Annotated in this window: 25 protein-coding genes and 1 tRNA gene; 10 read left to right on the top strand and 16 right to left on the bottom strand. The window is 61.2% G+C overall.

Annotated elements, in window-relative coordinates; genetic code table 11:
• Positions 1–44: 44 nt before the first annotated feature.
• From DESPR_RS00540 to DESPR_RS00495, 11 genes are all read right to left on the bottom strand, one after another.
• Positions 45–521, bottom strand: coding sequence for a hypothetical protein (locus DESPR_RS00540; RefSeq protein ID WP_169701482.1), 477 nt, complete (start codon positions 519–521; stop codon positions 45–47).
• Positions 522–591: 70 nt separating this feature from the next.
• Positions 592–1,359, bottom strand: a complete 768-nt coding sequence (locus tag DESPR_RS00535) for a hypothetical protein (protein WP_015722850.1) — start codon at positions 1,357–1,359, stop codon at positions 592–594.
• On the bottom strand, positions 1,356–2,387 hold the full coding sequence (locus DESPR_RS00530; protein WP_015722849.1) for a hypothetical protein: 1,032 nt from the start codon (positions 2,385–2,387) through the stop codon (positions 1,356–1,358). The genes DESPR_RS00535 and DESPR_RS00530 overlap by 4 nt, the downstream gene beginning before the upstream one ends.
• Positions 2,371–2,814, bottom strand: a complete 444-nt coding sequence (locus DESPR_RS00525; RefSeq protein WP_015722848.1) for a hypothetical protein — start codon at positions 2,812–2,814, stop codon at positions 2,371–2,373. Before DESPR_RS00525 ends, DESPR_RS00530 begins: the two co-directional genes overlap by 17 nt.
• A 232-nt stretch (positions 2,815–3,046) precedes the next feature.
• Complete coding sequence (locus tag DESPR_RS00520) at positions 3,047–4,837, bottom strand: beta strand repeat-containing protein (RefSeq protein ID WP_015722847.1); 1,791 nt, start codon at positions 4,835–4,837, stop codon at positions 3,047–3,049.
• Between the two features lie 354 nt (positions 4,838–5,191).
• Positions 5,192–5,365 carry a hypothetical protein gene (locus DESPR_RS18135; protein ID WP_015722846.1) on the bottom strand — a complete coding sequence of 58 codons (174 nt, stop codon included), beginning with the start codon at positions 5,363–5,365 and terminating at the stop codon, positions 5,192–5,194.
• A 44-nt stretch (positions 5,366–5,409) separates the two neighbouring features.
• A complete protein-coding gene (locus DESPR_RS00515) occupies positions 5,410–5,616 on the bottom strand; it encodes a hypothetical protein (protein ID WP_015722845.1) in 207 nt (68 codons plus the stop codon).
• Between the two features lie 52 nt (positions 5,617–5,668).
• Positions 5,669–6,955, bottom strand: coding sequence for a hypothetical protein (locus DESPR_RS00510; protein WP_015722844.1), 1,287 nt, complete (start codon positions 6,953–6,955; stop codon positions 5,669–5,671).
• 29 nt (positions 6,956–6,984) lie between these two features.
• Positions 6,985–7,470 carry a hypothetical protein gene (locus DESPR_RS00505; RefSeq protein WP_015722843.1) on the bottom strand — a complete coding sequence of 162 codons (486 nt, stop codon included), beginning with the start codon at positions 7,468–7,470 and terminating at the stop codon, positions 6,985–6,987.
• Between the two features lie 357 nt (positions 7,471–7,827).
• The gene (locus tag DESPR_RS00500) at positions 7,828–8,055 is read right to left on the bottom strand and encodes a hypothetical protein (protein ID WP_245529469.1); all 228 of its coding nucleotides are present in this window, start codon (positions 8,053–8,055) and stop codon (positions 7,828–7,830) included.
• A gap of 3 nt (positions 8,056–8,058) precedes the next feature.
• Positions 8,059–9,741, bottom strand: a complete 1,683-nt coding sequence (locus DESPR_RS00495) for a class I SAM-dependent methyltransferase (RefSeq protein ID WP_218918260.1) — start codon at positions 9,739–9,741, stop codon at positions 8,059–8,061.
• 846 nt (positions 9,742–10,587) lie between these two features.
• Here DESPR_RS00495 and DESPR_RS00490 point away from each other — a divergent pair.
• From DESPR_RS00490 to DESPR_RS00465, 7 genes are all read left to right on the top strand, one after another.
• Positions 10,588–11,745, top strand: a complete 1,158-nt coding sequence (locus DESPR_RS00490; protein ID WP_015722839.1) for an HD domain-containing phosphohydrolase — start codon at positions 10,588–10,590, stop codon at positions 11,743–11,745.
• Positions 11,729–11,902 carry a hypothetical protein gene (locus DESPR_RS18130; protein ID WP_169701481.1) on the top strand — a complete coding sequence of 58 codons (174 nt, stop codon included), beginning with the start codon at positions 11,729–11,731 and terminating at the stop codon, positions 11,900–11,902. Before DESPR_RS00490 ends, DESPR_RS18130 begins: the two co-directional genes overlap by 17 nt.
• A 150-nt stretch (positions 11,903–12,052) precedes the next feature.
• A complete protein-coding gene (locus DESPR_RS00485; RefSeq protein ID WP_015722838.1) occupies positions 12,053–12,790 on the top strand; it encodes a hypothetical protein in 738 nt (245 codons plus the stop codon).
• Positions 12,787–14,148 carry a type IV secretory system conjugative DNA transfer family protein gene (locus tag DESPR_RS00480; RefSeq protein WP_015722837.1) on the top strand — a complete coding sequence of 454 codons (1,362 nt, stop codon included), beginning with the start codon at positions 12,787–12,789 and terminating at the stop codon, positions 14,146–14,148. The genes DESPR_RS00485 and DESPR_RS00480 overlap by 4 nt, the downstream gene beginning before the upstream one ends.
• Positions 14,138–15,550: an HD domain-containing protein gene (locus DESPR_RS00475; RefSeq protein ID WP_015722836.1), complete on the top strand. Its 1,413-nt coding sequence runs from the start codon at positions 14,138–14,140 to the stop codon at positions 15,548–15,550. Before DESPR_RS00480 ends, DESPR_RS00475 begins: the two co-directional genes overlap by 11 nt.
• Positions 15,550–16,266 carry a hypothetical protein gene (locus DESPR_RS16845; RefSeq protein WP_015722835.1) on the top strand — a complete coding sequence of 239 codons (717 nt, stop codon included), beginning with the start codon at positions 15,550–15,552 and terminating at the stop codon, positions 16,264–16,266. Before DESPR_RS00475 ends, DESPR_RS16845 begins: the two co-directional genes overlap by 1 nt.
• An 18-nt stretch (positions 16,267–16,284) precedes the next feature.
• Entirely contained in the window at positions 16,285–16,635 is a 351-nt protein-coding gene (locus DESPR_RS00465) for a hypothetical protein (RefSeq protein WP_015722834.1), read from the top strand.
• 124 nt (positions 16,636–16,759) lie between these two features.
• Here the strand turns inward: DESPR_RS00465 and DESPR_RS00460 are convergent, their stop codons facing one another.
• The 5 genes from DESPR_RS00460 to DESPR_RS00440 form a co-directional block, all read right to left on the bottom strand.
• Positions 16,760–17,752, bottom strand: a complete 993-nt coding sequence (locus tag DESPR_RS00460; protein ID WP_043769430.1) for a tyrosine-type recombinase/integrase — start codon at positions 17,750–17,752, stop codon at positions 16,760–16,762.
• Between the two features lie 218 nt (positions 17,753–17,970).
• Positions 17,971–18,047, bottom strand: a tRNA-Arg gene (locus tag DESPR_RS00455).
• A 107-nt stretch (positions 18,048–18,154) separates the two neighbouring features.
• Positions 18,155–19,423 (bottom strand): glucose-1-phosphate adenylyltransferase family protein, encoded by a 1,269-nt coding sequence (locus DESPR_RS00450; RefSeq protein ID WP_015722832.1) that lies wholly within the window; start codon positions 19,421–19,423, stop codon positions 18,155–18,157.
• A complete protein-coding gene (locus tag DESPR_RS00445) occupies positions 19,420–20,676 on the bottom strand; it encodes a glucose-1-phosphate adenylyltransferase family protein (protein ID WP_015722831.1) in 1,257 nt (418 codons plus the stop codon). The genes DESPR_RS00450 and DESPR_RS00445 overlap by 4 nt, the downstream gene beginning before the upstream one ends.
• Positions 20,677–20,864: 188 nt before the next feature.
• The gene (locus DESPR_RS00440) at positions 20,865–21,896 is read right to left on the bottom strand and encodes a DHH family phosphoesterase (protein ID WP_015722830.1); all 1,032 of its coding nucleotides are present in this window, start codon (positions 21,894–21,896) and stop codon (positions 20,865–20,867) included.
• 447 nt (positions 21,897–22,343) lie between these two features.
• On the opposite strand from DESPR_RS00440, the gene DESPR_RS00435 reads away from it, so the two are divergent.
• From DESPR_RS00435 to DESPR_RS00425, 3 genes are read left to right on the top strand one after another with little or no spacing between them, the layout of a single operon-like run.
• Positions 22,344–23,426 (top strand): LptF/LptG family permease, encoded by a 1,083-nt coding sequence (locus DESPR_RS00435; RefSeq protein WP_015722829.1) that lies wholly within the window; start codon positions 22,344–22,346, stop codon positions 23,424–23,426.
• Entirely contained in the window at positions 23,426–24,178 is a 753-nt protein-coding gene (locus DESPR_RS00430; protein ID WP_015722828.1) for a hypothetical protein, read from the top strand. The genes DESPR_RS00435 and DESPR_RS00430 overlap by 1 nt, the downstream gene beginning before the upstream one ends.
• On the top strand, positions 24,178–24,855 hold the full coding sequence (locus DESPR_RS00425) for an ATPase (protein ID WP_015722827.1): 678 nt from the start codon (positions 24,178–24,180) through the stop codon (positions 24,853–24,855). The genes DESPR_RS00430 and DESPR_RS00425 overlap by 1 nt, the downstream gene beginning before the upstream one ends.
• Positions 24,856–24,891 lie beyond the last annotated feature (36 nt).

Here is a 24,891-nt window from a genome sequence, read left to right as displayed (position 1 = left end):
AGCATTCGTGATGCCTGACGCGGCAGTGACTGCGGTGGCAGAAGCTACGGTTTGAGTACCGCCTTCCATGCCAGAGTGGAGGCCTGCGACTCGGCAGGCAGGCGTACCCGGGCGCGCACCTCGACAGCCAAAGGCAGCAGAACGGCCCAAATTTCCGGCCTGGGGAGGTCCCGCCCCCCCACCTGGAGGCCGGTGACAATTACTTCGTTAGTGAACAGGTGGCGCCATTGCGGGTCGGTGATCACCGTGAACTCGAAGCGCACACGACCTCCGTGGTCGCCGGTGGGGACGATGTAGTGCCACACCGTGTCCGCTACCAGGTCCCAGTCACCAGGCAACAGGCCGTGCTTGATGAGTTCACCCAAGGTGACTCGCAGCGGCTGCGAGCCGTAACTGTCGGTCTCGTAATAGACCGACCGTACCTGCCGGTCGAGCAGGGATTGCGGCGGTTCCTGCGCGAGAACGGACTGGCTGGCCAGCAGGAGCAGCAGAACAATCAGGAGGAGGAAGCGTCTGTTCATGAGCCCCCTGTCTTTGGTGCCGTCTGGCGAAGTGTCACGGAGAGTCTTGGCCGACCAGACCGGATGCAGCTCAGGGATCGGGCGAACCATGGCCCGTCTCCAGGTAATTGGCAGCCTTGATGTTGTTGGCTCCATCGATTTCAGGCGGTGCGGTCACCTCCACACCGTTGGCCGTGAACGCCTGGGTCACACTGGCGACATTTGTGCCCCCGAACACCGCGTTTCCGGCCTGCAGGTTATTCACTCCGGCGATCACATAGTTGTCGGCGTAAGTCACCGTGCCACTGCAGGTCAGCGTCTGGGTTATCGAACTGCCGGCCGAGGATCCCGTCACGAGGTTGCCGGCCTGGCGGTTGCCTTCACCGCCGGCAAGGGCGAAATTGAGCGACTCGACCGTGGCGGTCTGCCCGATCGAGCCGATACCGCCACCGCCTCCGGTGGCATTGGCCATGTTCAGGGCCTGCCAATTATCGTCGCCGGCAGTGGTCTGCACAATCGTTGTCGCGCCGGCGGACAGCGTCTGCAACGCCTCGGTGATCGTTCCCGCCTCGACCAGGTTGCCGGCCTGGCGGCTGCCGCTGCCCCCGGCCTGGCTGAGGGTCAGGCCGCCGGCCACCTCGACGGTCTGCGTCGCCTTGACCACCGTCCCCCCGTCCCCGAGCATAATGGCATTGATAGCCTGGGTTGATCCCTGGTTATCGCCCTGGGCCAGGATGGTCGGGCTGCCGATCGTCGCCTTCTGGGTCACTGTCCAGCTGTCCGCCGCGGCAGGCTCGTCCGCGAAAAGCAGCAGAGCCACCACAGCCGCCATCCACCAGGTGTGGCCCCACCCGATCATTTCGTTTTCCCCACGGTGGGCGGTTCTTCCTTCTTCTGGTGGAACTCCACCGGTGACAGGGTCACCTGCTGTTCCTCCGGGCTGAAGCAGGTCGCGAACCGCTCCTGGTCACCGTAGGCCTTGTTGAGGATCCACAGGGCGGCGGCGTCGAGGAGCAGCTTCTGGGCGCTGTGTACGCCTTCGACCACCACGTTGTCCTTGGAGAACCCGTAGTAGCCTTCGCCGAGCGCGGCGCGCAGGCGGTAGGTTTTGTTGTCGCGGTAGAAAATCAGGTCAAACGACTGCGAGGCAACCACCAAGTTGTTGCGCGGGTCTATCAGGTTGATGACCAGTGAGATCAACCGGGCCGAGGAGGTCAGGCCCACGCTCGCCTCGCCGGCGAACTTGCGCCAGCGGTCATCTTCCTCGTTTTCCGCCAGCTGCTTGGTGCGGGTGCCGATATTGTGCGCGATGCCGTCCTGGGCGGCGTTGTCCGAATCGAAGCGGGAAAATTGGGCGCTGATCACCAGCGGCACGATGTTGCCCACCGGCGGCAGGTTCTTCTTCTTGCGCGCCGCCTGGATAATCGGCTCGTAGATGCCCAGGAACTGCTGCATGTTCTCCGGCGACGGCAGGCCGAACCGGTTCAGGCCAACATCCTCCCGGCCGGTTGCCAGGTAGATGAAGGGAAAGGTGTCCGGTACCAGGCCGGCGTGCGGATAGAGATGCTCGCTCAGGGTGTTGAGCAGCATGATCCGGCCGGCGTCCGACAGCGGCCCATCGGTCAGGTCGCTGTCCTTGACCGTGCCGTCCTTGACGTCGCGCACCAAAAGGATGTAGGCGCTGGCGGTGTCGCTGTGCTGCAGGGTGTTGGCCATGCAGGCGATGGCGCCGGACATGTTCGTCTGGCTGACCTTGGGCTTCTCCTTGAAATCAGTGCTGACCTTGGTCCGGTACTCGCTGGCGCATCCGGACAAAAACGCCAGCGCACAGAGAACGGCGCCTGCCCTGATGGCCGATCGACGAAACGTATTACCTGCAGTTTTCAAAATTTACCTCCCCCACGTAGACGGAACTGTTGATGGTCATGCCCGCGCCCGGACTAGAGAGGGCGTTCTCCTCGCTGTTGATGTAGGTTCCGTAGAAAGCGCATTTGGGCTTTTCGACATTGTCGACCACGAATTGTCGGCCATCCGGGGCGGTCACCCGGAAGCCGTTGGTGCGGTCGACGTAGTAGGCCGGGAAATCGACCTTGGCCTCGGCCACCATACGGCCAGGCTGCAGCACGGTGTAGTCCGGCGGGATGCTCGGGTAGGAGGGGGACAGCCGGTTGCGGATCGAGCTGGCGGCCGGGTCCGGTGCGAGCAGCACGACTGCCACCACGAGCGCAAAGGCCTTCAACCGGCTGATGGTTTTCCATGGGCGTCGACCAGGCACGGGTGGTGCCGGTGGACGTGTTCGCCACTGATTGTGCATGAGGCCTTCCTCCGGCCGGTTACTGTTGTCGCCCACCGCTGTACATCCCGGGCAGGACGGTGGAGCCACGTGGTGCGAGGCGGTGATACTCCTGAATCCAGCCACTGACGGGGCCTCAGTTCCGCAGGCCATTGCCAGGTGCTCAATCAGATCCAGCTGGTGCCCGCCATCTCTTCCCCGAAACCAGAAACACCAGCCCCCCGGTTTCCCGGGGCTGGTACCAGAAAATAGGTTAATTGGGCATGGAGCCGACATAGTTGGCGGCCTGGATGGATTTGTTGCCATTCGCCTGGGTCATGGCCAGGGTGGTGACACTTACATCCTGATTGACCGCGCCTCCGGTGGCGACGGCATCTGTGATCACCGCGTTGCCGGCCTGGACGCTGGTTGTCGTCCCGACGTCCCGTCCCTGGTGCATGGTCAGGGAGGGAACGGTGACGTTCTGGTCCGCACTGGTCACCGTCACGCCAGATGCCGAGGCGTCAATAACGTTCAACCCCTGCACGCCACTCGTGATATCATCCTGATCCATGAGGACAGAGGCGGTCGCGCTATAGTCCTGTACCACCGATTTAACCGTACCAGTTGCGCCGACATCCAGGTAGTTGCCAGCCTGGGTGTTGGTTGCGGCGCCGGTGCCGCCCTGCTCGAAAGTATCGGATGTACCATTGATTGTCTGGGTGAGGCTGGTGGTTATGTCAATGCCAGCTGCGAGGTTAACGGCCTGAAGGTTACCGGTCCCCAGCTCTTGGGTCACATCGATATCCGCCGTCACTGTCTGGGACGCTTCAGCAATGTCGTTCCCCGACAGAAGCAGGTTAGCCGCCTGGCTGGAGCCCGTGTTATCGGCAGTTTCCCCCTGGCTCAAGCTCAAGGTGGCGAGGGTCACGGTCTGCGTTCCCTTGGTCAGCACGTCAGCGCCACCAGTCATTTCAATGGCGTTCAGTGCCTGTTGTGAGGCGGTAGCCATGTCCTGAACAAGAGTGGCGGTCTTACCGCTATTCAGGTAATCCTGCGTGACGGAGGCCACCGTTCCGGTCGAGGTCAGGTAGTTGACGAACTGCTGGCTGTTAGTCTGGTTGTTCTGGTTAAGATTGATGTTCGTGGCGCCGGTCGTTGCCGCCTGGGTGACAGCGCCGGTAACCGATTTTACATCCGCGGCATTGACCGCCTGCAGATTGCCGGAGCCAGCGGTGATCTGATCCATGTCGATCATGCCGGAAGCGTCAGTCTTCTGTGACAGAAGCGTATCAACGACTGTAGTGGCCTGCGCATAGTTCCCCACCTGCACATTGCTGGTCCCGCCGGCCTGACCAAGCACGAGATCCACGGTTTTAATATTCTGCGCAAGCGAGGTGATGGTTTCAGCCGTGGCATAGTTGACCGCCTGGGTGATGCTTCCTGTCCCGATCGGCTGCACAAGGGCAATATCCCCGTTACCGGTGTTGTCGTTGTCGACTGTCTGGATTGCACTTGTGATGGTCGTGCCGTTGATATAGTTCGCTGCCTGCACACTGTCAGCGCCCATTGTAGTGGTCTGCGTCAGGGTAATGTCGCCTGCCGCTCCGGTAGGGGTGACTTCCTGAGAGAATATTCCCGTACTGCCAACCGTTCCGCCGTCGGCCATGTTGAGCGCCTGGATATTGGCAGTGCCGACGGCCGACTGGGTCAGCGCGATGGCGCTGGCTGCCGCCGCACTGTTCACGTCCTGCGAAAAGGCTTTAGAAATAGTGTCCGCTTGAACATAGTTGGCGGCCTGGTTCGAAGTAGCCGTTGACGCACCCGTTTGCGTCAAGGTCAAGGTAAAAGTCCCCATCTCAACCGCCTGGCTGGTGCCATTGAGGGTCTCCACGTCGATGGCGTTCATCGCCTGGGTGGCGGAAGTGTTCCCGTCCCCCTGGGTCACGGTCGTGTTTGCGCCCACGGTCACCTTCTGGGTCACGTCCCAGGTGTCGGCCTGGGCTCCACCGGCCAGGGCCAGCGACCCCAGGGTCAGGCTGATTGCGACATAACGTTTTTTCATACTTTGCTCCTTTTTTAGGGTTTGGTGCTATGTGTTGTGGTGATGTAACTCCTGCTGTCGTTTCTCTCTGTCAGCGCTAAGGCAACATCGATGCCAGGCAGAGAACAGAGACGACATTTTTCTTTTTAGTTTCTTGTAGACCGCTGGCAACAAGCCGGCTCCTTTCCCATCCTCCTTTTTTTCTGAATTTTTTCTCTTTTCCGCGACCACCTCCGACTTGTGCGGCATTCTGGATCGCCGTTCCTCCGATGCTGATGGGTCGGCTCCGAGGTTCTTGCGCACGGCTTCCGTCTTTCAGAATGAACGGTGGTTCCCTCCGCCACCGCTCAAGACGACAGTCCGCGCCCTGCCCCCCTAGCGCAGCAGCCACCAGGCGGTCACCCCGACCGCGGCCACGAGTAACAGGTCGGCCACCAGCAGGTAAAGGATGACCCGCGGACCACCCAGTGGGTCGCGGCGTTCCCCATCCGTCGCGGTCGGGACGGTCTCGCTTTCAAGAACGGAACACAGGTCGGCATTGGTCTGCATGGTCGTCTCTCGAGTGAGGTTCGTCGGCTCGGCCCGGGCTGTGGTCACACCACCAGCAAGGCCTGCAGGACCGGCAGCCGCCGGGCGGCAAATCGGTCGGCCAGGGTGTGCAGTTCGTTCCGGTTGTCGGCCGCGATTGCCGGGGGCGCCCCCTCGCGAAGGAGTTGCCGCCCCTCCGCGGCCAGGGTCTCCCAGGCCGCCCGGGCCGCCAACGGCCACGCCAGGGTGTCGGCGCTCGTTCTCTCGCCCACGACAACAACAACGCCAGCCCCGATCCCCCTGGGCGGGCTCCTGGTCAGTGGGTTACCGCGGCCGGTTGCCGGTAAAGTTGGCCGCCTGGGTGGATGTGGTGGCGTTCGCCTGGGTCATGGCCAGGGTGGTGGCGACGAGCACGTCCTGATCAACCTTGCCGCCAACCGCGGTGGATCCGGCGAGCACCGTGTTCCCCGCCTGGACGCTGGTCGCAGTCCCTTTGCTCTCCCCCTGTCGCATGGTCAGCGCCGGTACAACCACATTCTGGTCCGCGCTGGTCACTTTTACGCCCGACCGCGAGGCGTCGATCACGTTCAGCCCCTGCACGCCCGAAGTGATCCCATCCTGCCTCATGCGCGCTAAGGTGGTGGCGTTGTAGTTCTGCTGGACGGAAGCGATGGTGCCATTCGCATACTCGACATCCAGGAAGTTGCCGGCCTGGAAGTTATTGCTCGCCCCATCGCCGCCCTGGGTCATGTTATCGCTGACGCCAGTGACCGTCTGGGTCAGTTTGGTGGTGATGTTCTTACCGGAGACGGAGTTGACGGCCTGGGTGTTATCCGCGCCTTTTGCCTGGGTGAGATCAATGTCCGCTGTCACTGTTTGCGTTGCCAAGACGAGGTTGTCGTCCAAGAAGAGCAGGTTCACCGCCTGGTCGGAGCCGCTGTTGGCGCCCGTCTCACCCTGGCCCATGTCCAGGGTGGCAAGGCCCACGGTCTGGGTTCCCTTGGTGAGCTTATCAGCCCCACCTGTCATTTCTATGAAGTTCAAGGCCTGCTGGGCGGTAGTCGTGTTGTCCTGGAGCAGGGTCGCTATTCTGGGGCTGTTATAGTAGGAGACCTGGGTGACAGAGGCCACGGTGCCGGGAGAGGTCAGGTAGTTGGCGGTCTGTTGGCTGCTTGTTTGCTGTTCTTGTTTGAGATCGATGTTCGTAAGGCCGGTGCTGACTGTCTGGGAGACCGTACCGCTGACCTTGGTCACCTCGGCGGCGTTGAGTGCCTGCAGATTGCCATCGCCACCAGTGACCTGATCCATGTCGATCTTGCGGGAAGCTTTCGTCTGCTGAGCGAGAGTCGTTACATTGGTGAGGGCCTTGGCATGGTTGCCCACCTGCGAGTTTTTGCTCCCGCCGGTCTGACCGAGCACCAGCTCCACGGTGTTGATGTTCTGGTTGAGGGCTGTGATGGTCCCTGCTTCGGTGTGATTGACGGCCTGGGAGATGTTGCTGGTACCAGTGGCCTGTGCCAGGGTGATATCCCCCGCGCCGGTGGTGTCGTTATCCACTGCCTGCGTCGCACTGGTAACAGTTGTGCCGGCCAGGACGTTGGCCGCCTGCACACTGTCCTTTCCCGTGGCGGTGACCTGGGTCAGGTGATGTCGCCAGCGGCCCCGGTCGGCGTCACTTTCTGGGCGAACGCACCCGAACTGCCAACGACCGTGGTTGCACCAGCCAGGTTGAGGGCCTGGACATTCGCTACGCCCTGCGCCGACTGGGTCAGCGCGATGGCGCTGGCAGCGGCTGTACTGTTCACCTCCTGCGAAAAGGCTGCGCTTATGGTGTCGGCTTTGACGGTGTTCGCGGCCTGGGACGAAGTGGTTGTTGTCGCCCCCGTTTGGCTCAAGCCCAGGGTGTAGGTGCCCATCTCCACCTTCTGGCTGGTCCCGTTGAGCGTACCGAGAGTATTGACCGCGTTCATGGCCTGAATGGCAGCAGTGTTCTGATCCCCCTGGGTCACGGTCGTGTTACTGCCCACGGTCACCTTCTGAGTGACAACCAGGGTTTCGGCCTGGGCTCCGCCGGCCAGGGCCAGCGAGCCCAAGGTGAGACTGATGGCTACAAATCGCTTCTTCATTGTTCGCTCCATTTGATTGTTTTTAGTGGCCCGCCGTTTGCTGGCGAATGTACCGTCTGGGGACTTTCGCCCTCAGCATCAGGGGCCGGCCAAGATCGATGCCAATCGCGGGGGAGGAAGCGTTCTTTTCCGCGAAGCCGGTCTCTGCTCCAAGTCGGCTATCCGGCCTGCTGCGTATCTTGCCATGATAGTGTTTTTTGGGTCGCTCCTCGGCCGCCGCCGAACAGGACGAACCCTTCGTCCAGGCGTCCTGGCAGCCCACCTGGCTCGTTCTGGGGGATTCTTGGCACGCCGTTGGCTCGCACAATGACCGATGGCGAACCCTTGCCCGGTCATGATGACAGGCCACTACGGCCGCTAGCGCAGCAGCCACCAGCAGACCACCCCCACCATGGCGGCCGCCACAACCACCAAGTCGGCCGCGAGCAGGTAGAGGATGACCCGCGGACCACCCAGCCGGGACTGGCGGTACCTGTCCGCCGCCATCGCGGCCGGGAAGTTCTCGCCCTCGGGTACGGAGGACAGATCGGTGTTTGTCGGCATGGTCGTCTCACGGCAAAGGGTTCGTCGGCTTGGTCCGGCCACGGGTCACACCACCTGCAGGGCCTGCAGGACCGGCAGCCGCCGGGCCGCAAAACGATCGGCCAGGGCATGGAGTTCGTCCAGGTTGTCCGCCGCGGTCGCCAGGGCCACACCTTCGCGGAGGAGTTGCCGCCCCTCCGCGACCAGGGTCTCCCAGGCCCGGGCAGCCCATTCCGCTGGCTGCCTGCGCCCCTGGGTCAGGGCCAGCAGGAACAGCTGCTCGACACGGTCCACCGGCACGCCGCCGCCGGTCACCGGTGAGACGAGGATGGCGACCGCATCGCTGCAGCCAGCTTGGTGCAGCAGGTGGGCATTGCAGCGGTCGGTGTGTTTTCTCGCCCGCTTGACTGCGGCCTCTTCCTGGACCGGGGCCAGGTGCCCGGCTGCGACCAGGATCCGCACCGCCTCGTGCAGGTGGGCTCGAGTCAGCTCCGGGGTGCACACACTTCGCTCAAGTTGGCCCAGGCTGCGCGGTCGATGGTCAGCCAGCTGGTCGAGCAGCGGTCCGTAGATACGTCCGTCCATCTCGGCCGTCCCCAGCACCCCTCGAACCTGCAGGCCCACCTCGGCGCGCGGGGTCTGCAGCACCAGCCGCGCCTCGGTGAGCAGTTCGGCTTGGCGGACCGGGGGTAGGCGTCGCATCCCTTTGACCCAGTAGTCGCGGCGGAACCACTGGTTGACAAAGAAGTCCCGCACCCCCTCGCGCAGAACCGGATCCGGGATTTCCGCCAAAAAGGCCCGCTGCTCCTGGTTGAGGTTGACCATGTCGAGATGGTCCGGAAAATGGGCCGAGCAGGCAAAGTCGAGCAGGGCCGGCGCCAGGCTAGCGGCCATCTCGGCAAAGTGCATGGGCTGCCAGTCGCGGGTGAAGAATTCGTGCGCCAGGTAGGCTCGATCCTGCCGCTTGCACTGCGCCAGCTTCTGTCCCGCGGTGGGGTGGTGATCGGCGAACAGGGGCTTTGCGGCCAGCAGGGCCTCGGTAAATTCGAGGGCCTGGTCGATACGCTCGACGATGCCCTGGCCGGCCGCGCCGAGGGTCGCCGCGTGCGTGACCAGCAGGTGCCGCATAGGCGCGAACGCGGCCCAACCGGGCAGGGTGTTGTAGCTCACGTAGACCACGCCTCCCGGTTTGAGCTGGCGGCGGATGAAATCAACCAGGAGGGCCTTGTTCTCCGCCGAGACCCAACTCCACACCCCATGCAGGCCGATGAAGTCGAATTCGGGCATATCGCGGCGGGCCGCGTATTCGGCAAACGGTTCGGCCGCCAGCCGGGCCTCGCTGCCAGCGGCCCGCGCGATCTCGCGGGCAAAGGCGACGTGCGCCGGGTTGGCGTCCGTGCCGTGCCACGCGACCGGGGAGGCGGCGGCATGCAGGTTGATGCTCATCCCCTGGCCAAAGCCCAGTTCGCAGGCCGTGTCCATGATCGGGCAATGGAGGCCCGCGAACAGCAGCGCCAGCCTGGCCCGGAGCGGGTTGAGTTCTTGGTAGTAGCCGTGGGTGTAGTCGATCTCGATCATGGTGCCGGTGGTCTCGTCATGGATGGCGCGAGCTGGTCTGCTGGTGTCGGGTGAGGGCGAGGCGTGGTCTGGAGAGGGCGGTGCCCTTGCTCCCCTGCAATGGGCGCTTTGTTCCCCGGCGGCAGACCCTTTGTCCGGCCAGGGGCGGGCGGCGTGGCGACAGGGCGCCACCGTTTTTGCTTCTTGTGCCAAAAAGCACCGACGGGCCGTCTCTCAACCCGGAGCGGCCCGTCGGCACAGATGCGGTCGGCCGGCAATGGTCGCCGAGCCAACCCTGTTCCGCCCTTTTCACTCTTCTCGGAACTCATTCTTAACTGCTAATCCTGTGCCGGATTGGCGAAAAAAAAATAACGGAAAAACAGATTTTTCTGTTCTGATTTTGAGAACTGAGGAAAAACCAAGGCTCTCAATATGAGCGATCAGGAGCAAACGGCTGGCAAGATGAAAGCAGTTGATGGGTCGGACTTGGGAAGAGGATGTGGTGTGCCGTCGAATCTTCTCTGCTGGACTCGATCAGTGCCAGGACCAACCAACCGCCCTGCCCACGGATCACCTGCCACCGAGCGTACGGCGCCAAGAAGCCACCAGGCGACCAGCAGCGGTGGCAAGCCCTGCAAGGGACATCACTTGTTGGCGCTCCTGTGGACATACTGCCTGCCAAGGCGGCCTAGCCATGTTATCCTGGTGGCGCCTTGTCCCACTCCCGCATCGAACACCAGCCGGGTCTGCTGAGGATGGTCCCAGGTCCAATCGACAGGAAGGGCACACCGACCGTGTTGTTGGGATGGGGGCGATCTTTGGCGATTGCCCCCAGCGGTGCCTGCCCCAGAGCCATCGGACAACGCGGCGACAGCGATGCACACGACCAATACACCCGGCAATGACCGCGCCCGGAAATTGCTTGTTCGTCATTGTCCAACTTGCCCACCGGCTCGCTCGCGCAGGCAGGGGGCGTGGAATCGGGCGGCCCATTGAACGAACTTCGCGAGCAGACAACCACATCAAAAGGATGGACCCGTGACCGAGAAAATCCTGCTCGTCGACGACGAGCCCGCTATCCTCAGTTCCATCGAGCGGCACCTGCGCAGGCGTTTTGAAATTCGGACCGCCGAGAGCGGCGAGGCCGCCCTGCGGCAACTCAAGGAAGATGGGCCGTTCGCGGTCATTGTCTCGGACATGCGCATGCCGAACATGAACGGCATTGAACTGCTCAAGCTGGTGAAAGACCTCTACCCCGATACGGTGCGCCTCATGCTCACCGGTCACGCCGACCGGGAAACCGCCATCGACGCGGTCAACACCGGCCAGATCTTCCGCTTTCTCGCCAAGCCCTGCCCGCCGGCCCTGTTCGTCACCTCGCTGGTGCTGGCCCTGCGCCAGCACCGCCTGATCACCGCGGAACAGGAACTGCTGCAGAACACGCTCAAGGGCTGCGTCAGCGTACTCAGCGAACTGCTCGGCATGACCAGCCCGCTGGCCTGTAGTTCCGGACTGCGCATCAGGGAGTACACAGTCCGCATCGCCGAGTCGCTGCGCCTGCCGCAGCCCTGGCAGTACGAGATGGCCGCGCTGCTCTCCCAGATCGGCTGCATCACCCTGCCGGGCGAAATTTTGAGCAAGTTTTACACCGGTCAGGAACTGACCCCTGGCGAGGCCGAATTGTTCGATACTCACCCTGAAACGGCGAGGAAACTGCTGGAGCGGATTCCCAGGATGGAAAATGTCACTGAAATGATCGCCCTGCAGCGCAAACGGTTCGATGAATTCACCGATGCCATGCGGGAAACGATGTACGAGGAGATCCTGCTTGGCGCCCAGATGCTGAAAGCGGCCACCGAGTATGACCGCCTACTCTTTCAGGGCAAGGGCCGGGGCGAGGCGCTTGGCTTGATGCGGTCGCAAAAAAAGGTCTATAATCCAAGAATATTAAACATCCTGGCCACGGTCCGGGCAGCCAGCCCGGAACAGGTGCTGAGCCTGCACGTGGACCAGGTCGGGGTCGGCATGGTGGCGTTGGACGACGTGCTGGCAAAAAACGGGACACTGGTCGTTGCCAAGGGCCAAATCATCACCCCGCCGCTGCTCAAGGGGCTGAACAATTTTTCACGCCAGATAGGGATTATCGAGCCGATCCGGGTTCGCCTCGGCATGTTTACCGATGACGACGGCCCCTGATCAGCAGGAAGGCAGCAACGAGGCGCGCACCGAAGACGGCATCGCTTCCTACACGGCCAATTGCATCACCAACAAAGAACCCCGGCTTTTTCAACGGTACCCGGGAACGACACCGTTCAATCGCATGGCGAGCCGTGCTGTTTCCTTCCCCTATTGACAGAATCCAGGGGTTCAGCATTCGTCGTCTGACAACGCTCCTCGCATGCCTAGGACTCATCCAAAATTTCCCAGATGTCCTCCCCCCTGAAAAAAGGGATGAGACCGGACTTTCCGGCCGCATCCCTAACCGCTCCAGGGGGCACCTCGCATGCAGTCCATCATCGCGTCGCTGGCCAGCCGGCACGGCCTGTCCCGGGCCGAGGTGCTGCTGGAGATCGAGTCCGCCTTTTCCACCCTGCTCTCCCGCTGGTACCGGCGGGAGGTGCTGGTCCACTTCCGGCAGGACCTGTGCCTGGAAGCGGTCGCCTACGCTCGGGTGAACGGTATCGTCCACCAGCGGGTCATCGACCTGCCGGCACTGCTGGGGAGGGCGCGGCTCAGCGACTTTCTCGAACGTCGTCTGGAGACGTCCGGGGTCTGCCAATTGGTCCGGCGCTACAAGCTCTGTGAACACAACCTGCTTTGGGGCGAGATCGTCGGCAGCGACGCGGAGGGCAACCTGATCGTGGCGGCGGAGATCCTCCCCGGCGAGTCGGTCCTTGGTGTCTGCCCGCTGAACCGCATCGGCGTGCATGAGCGGTGTGCAGGCGGGTTCCAGGTCGGCCAGCGCCGCGCCTTCCACCTGCGCCGGGTCGAAGCCATGGAACGAAACGGCATTGCCCGGGTCCAGGTGGTGCTCGACCGGGTGGCCAAAACCCTGGTCGAGACCCTGCTGCGCGAGCACCTCGGCGCGCAGGCCGACCGGATCAGGTGCCACTGCCTCAAGCGCTACGTCGGCCACCGCAGCCTGGTGGTCACCGACCGACGCCTGCCCAAGGCGGCCATCCTCAGCGTGGACCGTGAACTGCGCGAGCGGGTCGAGGTCCGCATCCTGCGGCAACCGTGAGCGCCCGCCACCAGGACAGCCGACCCGAGCCCTGGACCCACATCGGCACCGGCGTCCATCTCGATCATCCCCAGGCGATCCTCGAACTGGGCTTTCCCGACAGTGCCCGCAAGGGGCACTGCTGGTGCTTCGGCACCACCCGGGTGGGCAAGACCCGGGTCATGGAGCACATCCTCGAGCAGGATATCCGCAAGGGCTACTCGGTGGTGGCCATCGACCCCAAGGGCGACATCGGCCTGTTCTCCAAGATCACCCAGCTGGCCGAAGAGACCGACCGGCTCGCCGACCTCATGCTCATCACCCCGATCTTCCCCCAGTACAGCGCCATCCTCGACCCGCTCTCCTCCTACTGTATGCCCGAGGAACTGGTCGCCCACATCACCGCCGGGGTGGCCGTCGGCCGCGAGCCCTACTTCTTCGGCGTGGCCTACGAGGTCAGCCTGGTGGTGGTCCAGGCCCTGATCCTGCTGGCCGCACAGGCCGGGAAAACCCCCTCGTTCAACCTCAACGACATCAAGAACCACATCAGCCACCAGGAGTTGGAACGGCTGAAGGAAAAGATCGACTACATCAACACCCCGGAGGCCAAGCAGCTCTCCCGGGACATGGAGAAGATCCTCTCCACGCCGGCGGACTACTACTCCAAGGTGGCCAGTTCGCTGCGGGTGGCGCTCACCGAGCTGACCTCGGGCAATGTCGGACGGATCATCGGCAAGGCCGACGAGAACCGCTTCATCCAGCGGCTCGAGCAGGGCCAGGGCATCATCCTGGTGGTGCAGCTGGGGTCGCTCTTGACCAAGCGGGCCGCCTACACCGCCGGCAAGGTGATCATCTCCATGATCCAGGCCTTTGTCGGCCGGGTCTACTCCAGCGGCCGCAACGTCGAGCCGCCCCTGGTGCTGCACATCGACGAGGCCCAGTCCGTGCTCTACCAGGGCATCGAGGACCTGTTCGCCAAGGCCGGCGGCGCCGGCGTGTTCATCCACGGCTATTGCCAGTCGATCAGCCAGCTGCACGCCGAGGTGGGCGAGGACCGGGCCAACACCATCCTCGACAACTGCAACACCAAGCTGTTCATGCGCGTGCCCGACGCCCACACGGCCAGCTACGTGTCCGAGCACCTGGGCGAGGAGCGGCGGTTCTCGCCGATCATCTCGGTGGGCGGCGGACTCAGTATCCGCGAGACCGAGGAGGTGCGCGTCCGCCACACCGAGATCCTCAACCTGGCGCCGCGCGAGCTCTTTCTGGTGACCTACTCCGGCACCTACCGGGGCCGGACCGCCACGGTCGAGGACGCCACCCTGCGGGTGACCTTTCCGGACCTGGCCGCGGTGACGGTCAGTCGGGATGGCCGGTGACGACGTGTTCACGGCGCTGCGGGAGGTGTTCGGCTGGCCGGACCTGTTCCTTGGCCTAGCCGTGGTGCTGGCCGGGTTGGCCGGGGCGGTGCTGCTCCGTAAAGGGGACACCGCGCCGCCGGACACCCGGGAGATCGCCCTGGGCGAGTTGGCCGCGTGCTGGACCAGGTCCCCGGTGTACCGGACCGTGCATATTGCCGACCTGGTCCACCTGTGGCGGGACGAACAGCTTGCCCGTGTTGCAGTGGAACCCCCCGCCGTGGCCCATCCGCGGGCCGCGGCCTTTCTCCGCCAGATCGACGAATGGCCCTTCTTCCGCACCTGCCACGAGCAGGGAGCGGTCTGCCGGCAGCTGGTGCAGTTGCTCGACCGGGAGGGCGACTGTCCCTCGGTGGTGGATGTGCGCGGTGATGTCGAGGCCGCCTGGGAGGCAAACACCTACCGGTTGCTGGCGCAGACCACCCTGCTCGATCATTCCCTGGACGTGGCTGACCAGGTGGTGCGGCTGCTTGCCGACAACCAGGCCTGGCATGTGATCCCGGACACCCTGGTGGCTGCGCTCGCCCATGACCTGGGAAAGCTGCCGTCCGCACGTGGCACACTCTACGCCCTGGGCGAGCATCCACTGGCCGCCGGCACGGTGCTGGCCGGGGTTCCCGGCTTCAAGGAGCTGGGGCGCAAGGACGAGATCCTCCGCGCCATCAAGCTGCACCACAAGGTGGCCGACGGGCTGCTGGGCAAGACGCTGAAGCAGGCGGACCAGCTGGCACGGCAGCAGGAACTGGAGGAGGGCATGGCGGCCGGCGGGCTGCAGGAGGTGGATGGGAAGGAAGGGACTGCGGTGGTGGAGGATGGGACAGCTCGGCAGGGGATGAAGGAGATCTTTGCTGAGACGACCGGGCCGGAGGTGGCGCGCGAGGAAAAACCCCGGCCGCTGGACATCTCCCGCTGGTTCGATGTCGCCGGGTTCCTGGCCCTGCTCAAGCCGGTCATCAACCGGCTCGACGGTCGTCGTTTCCTCGCCTTCTCCATGGCTGACGGCCTGGTCTACTTCCAGGTCAAGGCGCTCGAGCAGGCGGCCCGCCAACAGGCGGAACGGGCCGGCTGCATGGAGATCGCCACCATGGCCGCGGACGACCCGACCATGCGGCGGGTGCTGCTGGCCGTTGTTCAACGACTGCGGCAGGAACCGGACGTGATCGCCCGCCACCTCATCCGCGACAGCTACTTCGGCGGCTATTTCCTGCTCACTCGCAGGTTCGGCAAGGAACTGCGCGGCTACTACACCCCGTTCCACGCCGAGCCGTTCGGCTCCATCGCCGAGATGGAACGGGCCAAGCCGGACCTGCTGCGCGACATCGTCAAGGTCACGCCCTGGGCCGGTGAGGATAGGGGCGACTGATGGCCAGGGACCGGGAGTCGCGGGGCGCGAACGACACCAATGCCCCGATCATCACCACCGACGGCGGCCGGATCGAGCGGCCGCGCAACCTGCTCAGCGCCATCTCCGAGATCCAGCAGTTCTACGTGATCGAGAGCAAGGGCCAGAACATCCCGGCCGAGTTCCTCACCTTGGAGCGGACCATCGATTTCTTCAAGATCGGCGTGAAGAGCGGTTTTCATGAGGGGTTGGCGCTGGTGCTGCTGTTCCCGGTGTTCCACCTCTACCTGCTGCCGTTCGTGTTCGAGCACCTCGACTGGTCCGGCCAGCTGTTCTTCGGCGCCATCCCCTACCTGCCGCTCATCATCAACACCGCCATGTGCAGCTACCTGAGCCGCTACTTCGTGGGCAACATCACCCGCAAGGGGGTCAACAGCCTGCTCACCGGCCGGGCCCTGTCGCTGTTGCTCAAGGCCTTTCTCGTCTACGTGCTCTACCTGCTGGCGGATCGGTTGGCCACGCCGGAGAACGTCTGGCGCATGGCCAGCCGGTGGATGTCCCACGCCCGGGAAATATATGAGGGGATGATGACGATCAGGCCGCACCTGCTGCCGCTGGCCACCAGGAGCACCCTGCTCATGGTACTGGCCGCGGTCTTTCCCTATGGCTCGGTGTACCTGCTCGATTGCTGGCAGCGGTACCGGGTCCGGCGCAACGCCCGGCGGATCACCGCCTAACCAACCAGGGAGTCCATCATGGCGGAAGAAAAGCAGCGGCTCTCGTCGCAGGAGATCCAGGAGCGCAAGATCAGCCTGGTCAAGGAACGGGGCTCGCGGGTGCTGCTCATCAACTCGCCCTTGGGCGCGACCCTGTGTAACATCCTGCGCCAGTTCGATCTGGCCTATGCCAACTTCAAGGGGCGGCTCGGCGAGATGGGCGGCATCTCCTACGAGGAAGGCGAGGCCCTGATGGCCGAGGGACGCGAGATCGTCATGGCCTTCTCCGACTTCACCGACAAACTCTGCCACCGCATCCACTTCCGCTACTACACTCCCCGGGAGATCGAGGAGTATTTGCGGGTGGTCGAGGAGCGCCCGTCGGAGTGATACAAGCGGGATGGTTTGTTGTCGAAATGAAATCGGACCGATGCAGGCCAGATTCAGGTGTGCAAGGGGAGGGGAGGCTGATGGTCAGCCAAGACCATGCTGCCGGGAAGAAAGAGTATTTGGGTTATCTCCCCAAGAGCTCGATTTTATCGATCGCCTTTAACTTGTGGTCGTCCAGAAGGTGGGTGTAGCGCTGAACCATCTGCATGGTACTGTGACCGAGAATGTCCGCCAGGGTGCGCAGGTCGACTCCGGCCATCAGCAGGTAGCTTGCTGCGGTATGTCGGAGATCGTGCATGTGAAAATCTTCGATGTTTGCCTTTTTCAGGGCATTCCAGAAGGCACGTCGAAAAAACAGGTTTGGTCTTCTGCGGAGTGTCTCCGAACAATTGTTGGGCAGGAAAACAAAGGAATTTTTCTCGTATTGATCCGGCATCAGTTCCAGGAGCAATTCAACCGCCTTTACCGTCAACGGTACCCGCCTTGGCTTTGTCTTTGTCACTGTCAGGTCAATAATTCGGGCATCAATATCTATTTGCCCCCAGGTTATTCCTGCTGCTTCTGATGGTCGCATCCCCGTGTGCAACATCAGCTGCAGGAAATGATAGAGCTTTTTGTTGCGGCTTTGCTTGGAGGTCTCGAGGAGATGCCGTGCCTCATCCTTGCTGAGAAGGCGTAACCTGCTATCCGGTTTGGCCGGTTTTCTGATTGTGGCGACAGGGTTCTTGATGTCCAAGGCCCATTCTGCGTTGGCAATAGTGAAAAGATGGGAGAGTAGGGCAAGATCTTTTTGGACGGTTGAAGGACCTACACTTTTCAGTCTCTTGTCGCGGAAAGCTGCCACCAGCGACGGCGTGATTTCTTTTAGTTTCAATCCGGAGAAATGCTCTCGAAGGCGGTTTGCTGAGGTTCTTTCCCGTATTTTGGTGTTCGGCCTCTTCCGGTTTGAGACCTCCAGTTCGTACCTGTCAAGTGCGTCCACAAAGGTCAGTTCCTCGGGAACATCATTGTCGGTGATCTGCCCTCCTGACCGAAGAAGAGATTCCGTATCTTCCGCCCATCGTTGCGCCTCTGACAGTCGATCAAAGGTTTGCGACAGGCAGGGGAATCCTTTCATTCGGATTTCCGCTTTATAAACAAAGCTTTTTTCCTCTTTCGTTTCGTGACGGTTGCCATTTTGGGCGTAAATCCGGGCGCAGTTTTGGGCGCAATTTTGGGCGCAATATTTTGCAAAAGACGGCTAGTTTTGGCCAACCTATGGCAAGCGAGGCTAAAAATCAATGAAAAAGAAAAGGCCAAAAGCTCAGTCTTCTTGAGCTTTTGGCCTTTATTTAATGGTGCTCCAGGCAGGATTCGAACCTGCGGCACCAGGATTAGGAATCCTGCGCTCTATCCACCTGAGCTACTGGAGCGGAGCATTGACTTTTTGGGCGAAAGAATGGGTTGCAGGCGGGAAAAATACACCACCTGTCCTGTTCCACGCAAGGCTTTCTTATTCTTTCTTTTGCAGACACAGCCTTCAAGCAGATTCCCCATCGGCCAGCGTATCCAGACCACTGAATGTTTCATCACAATAGCCGAAATTGACGATACAGTTACGGCCGATCGTCGATCCGGCAGGGATAACGGCCTCCTTGCCCACCAGGGAAATACCGGTGTAAAGGTGCTTGGGAAATTGTTTGTTGGCCAGGGTAAGGTTAGTGCCGTGCCCCACCACGGCTCCGGAGCCAACCCGTACCCGTTTGTCCAGGATCGCCAGATCCACCACGGCCCGATCCTCGATGACCCCGTCATCAAAAATGACCGCGTTGGTGACCACGGCCCCTTTCTTGACCCGCACGCCCGGCGACAGCACCGAATTGATCACTGTGCCTTCGATGACGCAGCCAGCGGAAATCAGCGACGAACTGGCCTTGCTGCCCGGCAGAAAGCGGGCCGGGGCACGATCCATGCGGCGACCGCCGTACTCGGGATTGGGGCGGATTTCCCATCCCTCTGGAGATATCCCCGAATTTTCGCGGATAATATCCATGTTGGTCTCCCAATATGACTGAATGGTGCCGACATCGCGCCAGTAACCGTAAAAAGGGTAGGCATAGACCCGATCTTCGTTGATCGCCCGGGGAATGATATCCATGCCGAAATCCACCTCCTTCCGATCCCGGGCCAGGGCACGGAGCAGATACTGGGTGTCAAAGACATAGATGCCCATGGAGGCGAGATTGGTTCGCGGCACCTTGGGTTTTTCCTCCCAGTCGACGATACGGTTCTCGTTGTCGATGATGCCGGCGCCGAACTGGTGGATGTCCCGCTTGGGCACCACCATCATGCCGATGGTGATATCGGCTCGCTTGTGTTGGTGGTAGGAGAGCATGGCATCGAAATCCATGCGATAGATATGATCGCCGGAAAGAATCACCACCTGCTCCGAGGGGTTGGCGAGGATGAAATCGATGTTCTGGCGGATGGCGTCGGCGGTTCCCTTATACCAATCGGAATCCTTTTCTCCGGTTCGCGGCGGCAGGATCTTGATACCGCGGGTGCGACCGGTGAAATCCCAAGCCGCGCCATTGCCGATATGGGCCATCAGGGAAAGCGGCTTGTATTGGGTGAGCACCCCCACTCGGGTGAGGCCGGAGTTCATGACGTTGGACAGACTGAAGTCGATGATCCGGTAAATACCGCCAAAGGGCACCGCCGGCTTGGCCCGATGGCCGACCAGGAGGTTCAGCCGGCTGCCAATCCCGCCGGCGAGAAGCAGAACAAGCGCATCGCCGCTTTCTCTCATTGCAGGTCCTCCCCGTCTTCGAGTCGATTGGTGGACGGCCACTTCTCCATGGCAATCCGCGGCGCCACCCGGCAGCCGCAGCCGACATTAAACCCTTCCGGCACGCTGTTGTTCCAACCGATGACACTCACTCGACTGTTTTTATCGCATTGAGGCGCGCCAACCCGAACGTTACGGCTGTACACCGTGTTGACGTCGCTGACCACCCGGTTGAGATGGACGTCCTGGTGGACAATGTTGTCGAAAAAAAGGATGGAATCGTTGATTTCCGCCCCAGCCATCACATGGACCCCGGGAAAGAGAATCGAGTTGCGCACCGTGCCCTCAATAATGCAGCCATTGTAGGCCATGGAATTGTCCAGGCTGCCGTGGGTACCGATCTTCACCGGCTGGCGGTCGGCGATGTTACGGTGGGCCAGGTTGGTGCGGATACCCCAGGCCTCGAGATCGATTTTGGGTTCCGGTCCGAGCAGATCCATCGAGGTCTGCCAATATTCGTCGATAGTCCGGGTATAGCCCCAATACCCCCGGAACTTGTAGCCATGCACCTTGTATTGCTGCCGCATCATCATCGGGATGATGTCCCGGCCGAACTCATAGGAGTCACCGGCTTGATTTTGTTTCAACACCTCAAACAGGACCGAGGGCCGAAAACAGAACACGGTCAACGAAGCCCAGCGCCCCTTGGGCTCCGCCGGCTTTTCCTCGTAGGAAAGCATGCGGCCCCCGTCCTCGAAATCATCGGCGATCTCAGCCACACCGAAGCGGGAAGCCGATTCCTGGGGCACCTCGATAAAAGCGGCGGTCAGGTCGGCATCGAGTTCGTTGTGGTAGCGGATCATCTTGCGATAATCCATCTGATAGATGTGATCGCCGGAGAGGATGAGGATGACCGAAGGACCATAATATTGCATGTAATCGATATTCTGATACACTGCATCGGCGCTCCCCCTGTACCAGTGAGGGTTGTCGTAATCCTTGAACGGCGGCAGGATGGAAATGCCCCGGTTGCGCCCAATCATGTCCCAGGCAGCACCGGTGCCGATGTGGTTGATCAGGGAATAGGAGCGGTACTGACTGAGGATGGCGATGCGCTCGATGCCCGAATGGAGCAGATTGGACAGGGGAAAATCGATGACCCGGGCAAACCCGCCGAAGGGAACAGCGGATTTTGGTCGGTAATGCGTCAACACACCTAATTCATCGACGCGGCCACCTGCCAGGATCATCGCCAAGGTCGAGGGTCTGTACATAGAACACCGTGCGGATGGAATATCGGCGCCCGTTGTTCAGGGCAAGGGCCTTGATGCAAGGCGCCAATGGAAATGGATATTCAAGCCATAATATGCCCAACTTCCGTACAGGCGCAAGCAATATCTGGCCTTGACGGGGCAAAAGGCCACGGGAAAACCGGCGGCAGAACCGATTGGGACGAACGCGGCTATTTGATATGCTGGGTGATGAGGCGGATAAGGGTTTTGGTGGTGAATTCCTGATTTTCGCGCAACGGTAAATTTTTCAGCGGCGATTCGGCCCGGGCGGCCTCCTTGTGCCCGCCGGCAGGACCGAAACGGCCAAAAGTGGCTTTTGCCAGCTTGCCGGCATTCTTCCGATACCCATCGCAACGGAAGATAACCACCAGCTTCTCGCCATGGACACCGGAGACAATCACCCAATCAAACGATTCGACGCGATTGAAAAAATCAGCGATGATCACCAGGATGTCCGGGGTGCCGACCTTGCCTAGGTGCACATAGGCCCGTCCCTTGCTAGCCTTGACCTCGTTGAGGGCGGTGCGGAAATAGCGCAGCTCCGAACGCCGCAGTTCGGTGAGCTCGAATTTGCGCACCAGGTTCAGATTGGCGATGTTGAACAGATAGCGAAAACAGATGCCGTCGGCGGCCTGCATGTTCTGCTTCTGGAAGTTCTGGGTGTCGACCTTGACTCCATAAAACAGAGCGGTTGCCAGGGCCACCGAGGGTTTGATGCCGGCAGCGCGCAGGTATTCGACCATCATTGAGGAAACCGCGCCATATTCCGGGCGGATGTCGATAAAGGCCGCATCCCAGCCCGTGGTGACGGGGTGATGGTCGATCACCGCGTTGAAGGTCATCTTCTCGAAGCAGGCCAAGTGGTTGGGCTGGGAATCGAGCAGGATTTTCTTGGAGTAGTCCTTCATCGACAGGGTGTGCAGCCGTTCCAGCGGGATTTTCAGGCGCTCAACCATGGTCAGGTTGTTGAGGCGCCGAATTTCATTGGGATAGCCGATGGTGACACTGTGCACCCGGTAGCTGAGCAGGCGCTTGAGCGCCATGGCCGAGGCGATGGCGTCCGGATCGGCACTGATGACGATCAGGACATTGTCGCTCTTCTCAAAAATGGCCCACAGGCCGTTGAGGCGGGCCACGGCCGAGTTTTTGCTGGCGCTGCGGGTTATGTTGTTGTCGGCAATCTTCTCGAGTCGTTTCTGCATAGACCGGGATTAGAAAAAAACACTGCCGTTTGCTCGGGAGAGCGTCACAGCAAAGAACTTATCCGCCGCTTTATCAATGGACAACGGCCATCATCCGCTCATGGCCGACTTGTTCCGGACCAATACCTCTCGGGAAACACAAGGGGAAAGCAGACGTTTCCTGCTTCGTGCACGCATTTTCCCTGTCGCGCCCTTGACGACAACTCATAACGCATCAAACCAAGGCGACAACTTACCACAGACACAAAGAAGTGCAAGCTCCGTTTTTCCGGAACTTTGCCCCTGCCCGGGACTGCCGGTCGATATCCGGTTGCCCTTGACTGGAACAACGGCAGCGGGTACTACGTCAAGCACGACACTTCCTTTTCTTCCGCCATGAGGGAAGAAACACATGCAACGTCTGCCGCAAGCCAGGGCAATTTTCCGGATTCCTTGCCATAATCACCCATGATACTGCTCTACCGATACATTCTCGCCCATTTTCTCCGCAACCTCGGCATGATCATGGCGAGCTTCATCACCCTCTATTTGCTGATCGATTTCTTTGAAAAAATTGACAATTTTCTGGAAAAAGGGAAATCGTTCAGCCTGATCGCCACCTTCTTCTTCGCCAATATCCCCTTTATCATCGACTTAATGAGCCCGGTTTGCATTCTCCTCGCCGGCGTGGTGACCCTGGGGGTCTTGAACCACAGCAACGAACTCATCGCTCTCAAGGCCTGCGGCATTCCCTTGAAAAAAATCACCGTGCCGATCATCGGCGCGGCCCTGGCCTGCACCCTGTTGTTTCTGGCCATGGATCAATACGTTCTTCCCAAGACCATCGCCGTCACCAACCAAATCTGGAACAAGGAGATCAAGGGTAAGGTACCGCTGGGCATATATCGAAACGGCCGATACTACTATCGCGGTCAGGAGGGTTTTTATTCATTTTCCCGCCCTGATCCGCAGAAAAATCTTTTCAAGAATTTTTCCTACACGGTTTGGGACAAGGAACATGCCGCCAACACCTTGATTGCCGCGGAAATCGCCGTATGGAACAAGGGGGTGTGGACACTGCGCAACGGTCAAATTCAGAAAGCAGCCGGCGGCGACCGCTTCGCGACCCAGGTCTTCACCAATCGCAGGATCAATTTCCCGGAAACTCCCGATGACTTTTTCGTGCCCGCGTACAGATCGATGGAGCTTTCCCTGGTGCAGCTGTACAAAGAAACCCAGCACACCCGTTCCGAAGAGGAGCGCAGCAAGGCCTGGGCCGATTTCTACGGCCGGATCTCCTACACCCTCCTTGGCCTGCCCCTGCTTCTTCTGGGCCTGCCGTTGCTGCTGCTGGTCTATCGCAAATGGGGCAGGGATCTGTCCCTGGCCATCCCGGTGAGCTGCGGCATGGCCTTTCTTTGCTGGGGCGTCTACACCACCCTGCAATCCTTGGCCAAGGCCAGCTATATTCCACCGCTGGCCGCCGCCATTTCGGTCCATCTGCTGGTGGGCTGTGTCGGTTTTTTCCTGCTGCTGCGCGAGGATGTCTGATGACTCGACGGATCGGCATTGTCGGCGTGCCGCCGCTGGCGGTCATTGAAGAAATCAACCGACAAGGCGACCACATCGTCGACCTGGATGAGCCGCAGGTGCGGGCGCCCATCGATCAGACGGCCTCCCGCATCCCACGGGTCTACTGCGCCATTCTCCGAACCGTGGTGCTCAACTGCCTGCATCTCGCCCTGGACCGGGTGTACATCGATGTCGGACCGGGCAAGTGCGATTGCGCCCTGCACGTGGCCGAAATACTCGCCGACATGCTCCCCATCCCGGTCATCCGCACCCGCAATCAGGATACCCGTCCCTTTGGCAACCCGCTCTGCACCAGCCGCATGCCGCTGATGGAAAAGTTCAGCAGGATCACCCAGGGCGTGCAATCCGCAGCCGCTTACCCGCCATTGGAACCATGCCCACCGAGCTGCGGCTTCTGGGGCGTGCCGCCCCGCGATTTCTCGCTGCTTGCCCCCTTTCCCGATACCACCCACGTGTTCGGCTGGACCCGATGCATGGAGAACAAGACGCCGTCTGATTTTGCGCTGGAGCAGGTGGTCGATCCTACCATCCCCACCGTCTTTTTCTCCCAGTCCTTTTGCGCCAAATCGGCGCTGGCCAAACACCTGGCGGCCAAGCATCCCCGTGCCTTGGCCATTGATTGCGACGTCAGCGTGTCCAGTTCCACCCGCGCCAAGATCGAGGCCTTTCTCGAACTCTCCGGCATTGACCCGCAACGGGGGAACGGTTGATGCTGCTGGCGGATTTCGGCACCTCCTACTGCAAGATTCTCGATACTGCGGAGAGCAACGCTCCCCGGATCATCGCCACCCGGGATCTGCCTCCCGATTTCCTTGCCGATCTCGGCACCGGCCACAACGCCGCCCGCAGGAGCAAACGCAGCATCAACGAATTGACGGCCCTGGCCAGGGGCGGAGGACGTCTCATCAACCGGTCCGATTTTGTCCTGCTCGATTGCGGCAGCCGGGACATTAAGTACGTCCGTTTTCGCCATGGAGAGGTGATGGACATGGGCTGGAATGCCGAATGCGGTGCCTCCATGGGCTTCACCATCGAACTGCTCGCCACTTACTACCAGCTTGATTACGCGGCCCTGCCGGTCCCTTCCACCGGCTTTTCCATCACCTGCGGAGTGCTTGGCATGAGCCACATCTTCGACGCGGTGGTGTCCGGCGTGCCGGAGGCCACCGCAGTCGCCCAGTTTGTCCGCGGCATCGCCCTCAACGCCTACCGTTTTGCCCAGGAACCCCAGGAGCTTTATCTCTCTGGAGGGCTGTGCGACAATCCCCTGTTTGTGGCCAGCTTTCCCTGCCAGGTTCACCCGCTGGGTCGATTTGTCCTGCTCGAAGGGCTGCTTGCCACCCCGCAACGCCCGCAACCGGAGGCAGCGGCTCCTCTTCAGGGATAAAAAAAAAGCCGGCCATCGCGATGCGATGGCCGGCCT

This window comes from Desulfobulbus propionicus DSM 2032, assembly GCF_000186885.1.
GTDB classification, from domain to species: Bacteria; Desulfobacterota; Desulfobulbia; order Desulfobulbales; family Desulfobulbaceae; genus Desulfobulbus; species Desulfobulbus propionicus.
This window is presented reverse-complemented; position numbering and strand designations above follow the sequence as displayed.

Excerpts from the sequence above, each read along its gene's own strand:
- DESPR_RS00540 (WP_169701482.1), bottom strand. The coding sequence starts at position 521 with ATGAACAGACGCTTCCTCCTCCTGATTGTTCTGCTGCTCCTGCTGGCC.
- DESPR_RS00535 (WP_015722850.1), bottom strand. The coding sequence starts at position 1,359 with ATGATCGGGTGGGGCCACACCTGGTGGATGGCGGCTGTGGTGGCTCTG.
- DESPR_RS00525 (WP_015722848.1), bottom strand. The coding sequence starts at position 2,814 with ATGCACAATCAGTGGCGAACACGTCCACCGGCACCACCCGTGCCTGGT.
- DESPR_RS00520 (WP_015722847.1), bottom strand. The coding sequence starts at position 4,837 with ATGAAAAAACGTTATGTCGCAATCAGCCTGACCCTGGGGTCGCTGGCC.
- DESPR_RS18135 (WP_015722846.1), bottom strand. The coding sequence starts at position 5,365 with ATGCAGACCAATGCCGACCTGTGTTCCGTTCTTGAAAGCGAGACCGTC.
- DESPR_RS00505 (WP_015722843.1), bottom strand. The coding sequence starts at position 7,470 with ATGAAGAAGCGATTTGTAGCCATCAGTCTCACCTTGGGCTCGCTGGCC.
- DESPR_RS18130 (WP_169701481.1), top strand. The coding sequence starts at position 11,729 with ATGACGACGGCCCCTGATCAGCAGGAAGGCAGCAACGAGGCGCGCACC.
- DESPR_RS00485 (WP_015722838.1), top strand. The coding sequence starts at position 12,053 with ATGCAGTCCATCATCGCGTCGCTGGCCAGCCGGCACGGCCTGTCCCGG.
- DESPR_RS00475 (WP_015722836.1), top strand. The coding sequence starts at position 14,138 with ATGGCCGGTGACGACGTGTTCACGGCGCTGCGGGAGGTGTTCGGCTGG.
- DESPR_RS16845 (WP_015722835.1), top strand. The coding sequence starts at position 15,550 with ATGGCCAGGGACCGGGAGTCGCGGGGCGCGAACGACACCAATGCCCCG.
- DESPR_RS00465 (WP_015722834.1), top strand. The coding sequence starts at position 16,285 with ATGGCGGAAGAAAAGCAGCGGCTCTCGTCGCAGGAGATCCAGGAGCGC.
- DESPR_RS00460 (WP_043769430.1), bottom strand. The coding sequence starts at position 17,752 with ATGAAAGGATTCCCCTGCCTGTCGCAAACCTTTGATCGACTGTCAGAG.
- DESPR_RS00450 (WP_015722832.1), bottom strand. The coding sequence starts at position 19,423 with ATGAGAGAAAGCGGCGATGCGCTTGTTCTGCTTCTCGCCGGCGGGATT.
- DESPR_RS00445 (WP_015722831.1), bottom strand. The coding sequence starts at position 20,676 with ATGTACAGACCCTCGACCTTGGCGATGATCCTGGCAGGTGGCCGCGTC.
- DESPR_RS00440 (WP_015722830.1), bottom strand. The coding sequence starts at position 21,896 with ATGCAGAAACGACTCGAGAAGATTGCCGACAACAACATAACCCGCAGC.
- DESPR_RS00435 (WP_015722829.1), top strand. The coding sequence starts at position 22,344 with ATGATACTGCTCTACCGATACATTCTCGCCCATTTTCTCCGCAACCTC.
- DESPR_RS00430 (WP_015722828.1), top strand. The coding sequence starts at position 23,426 with ATGACTCGACGGATCGGCATTGTCGGCGTGCCGCCGCTGGCGGTCATT.
- DESPR_RS00425 (WP_015722827.1), top strand. The coding sequence starts at position 24,178 with ATGCTGCTGGCGGATTTCGGCACCTCCTACTGCAAGATTCTCGATACT.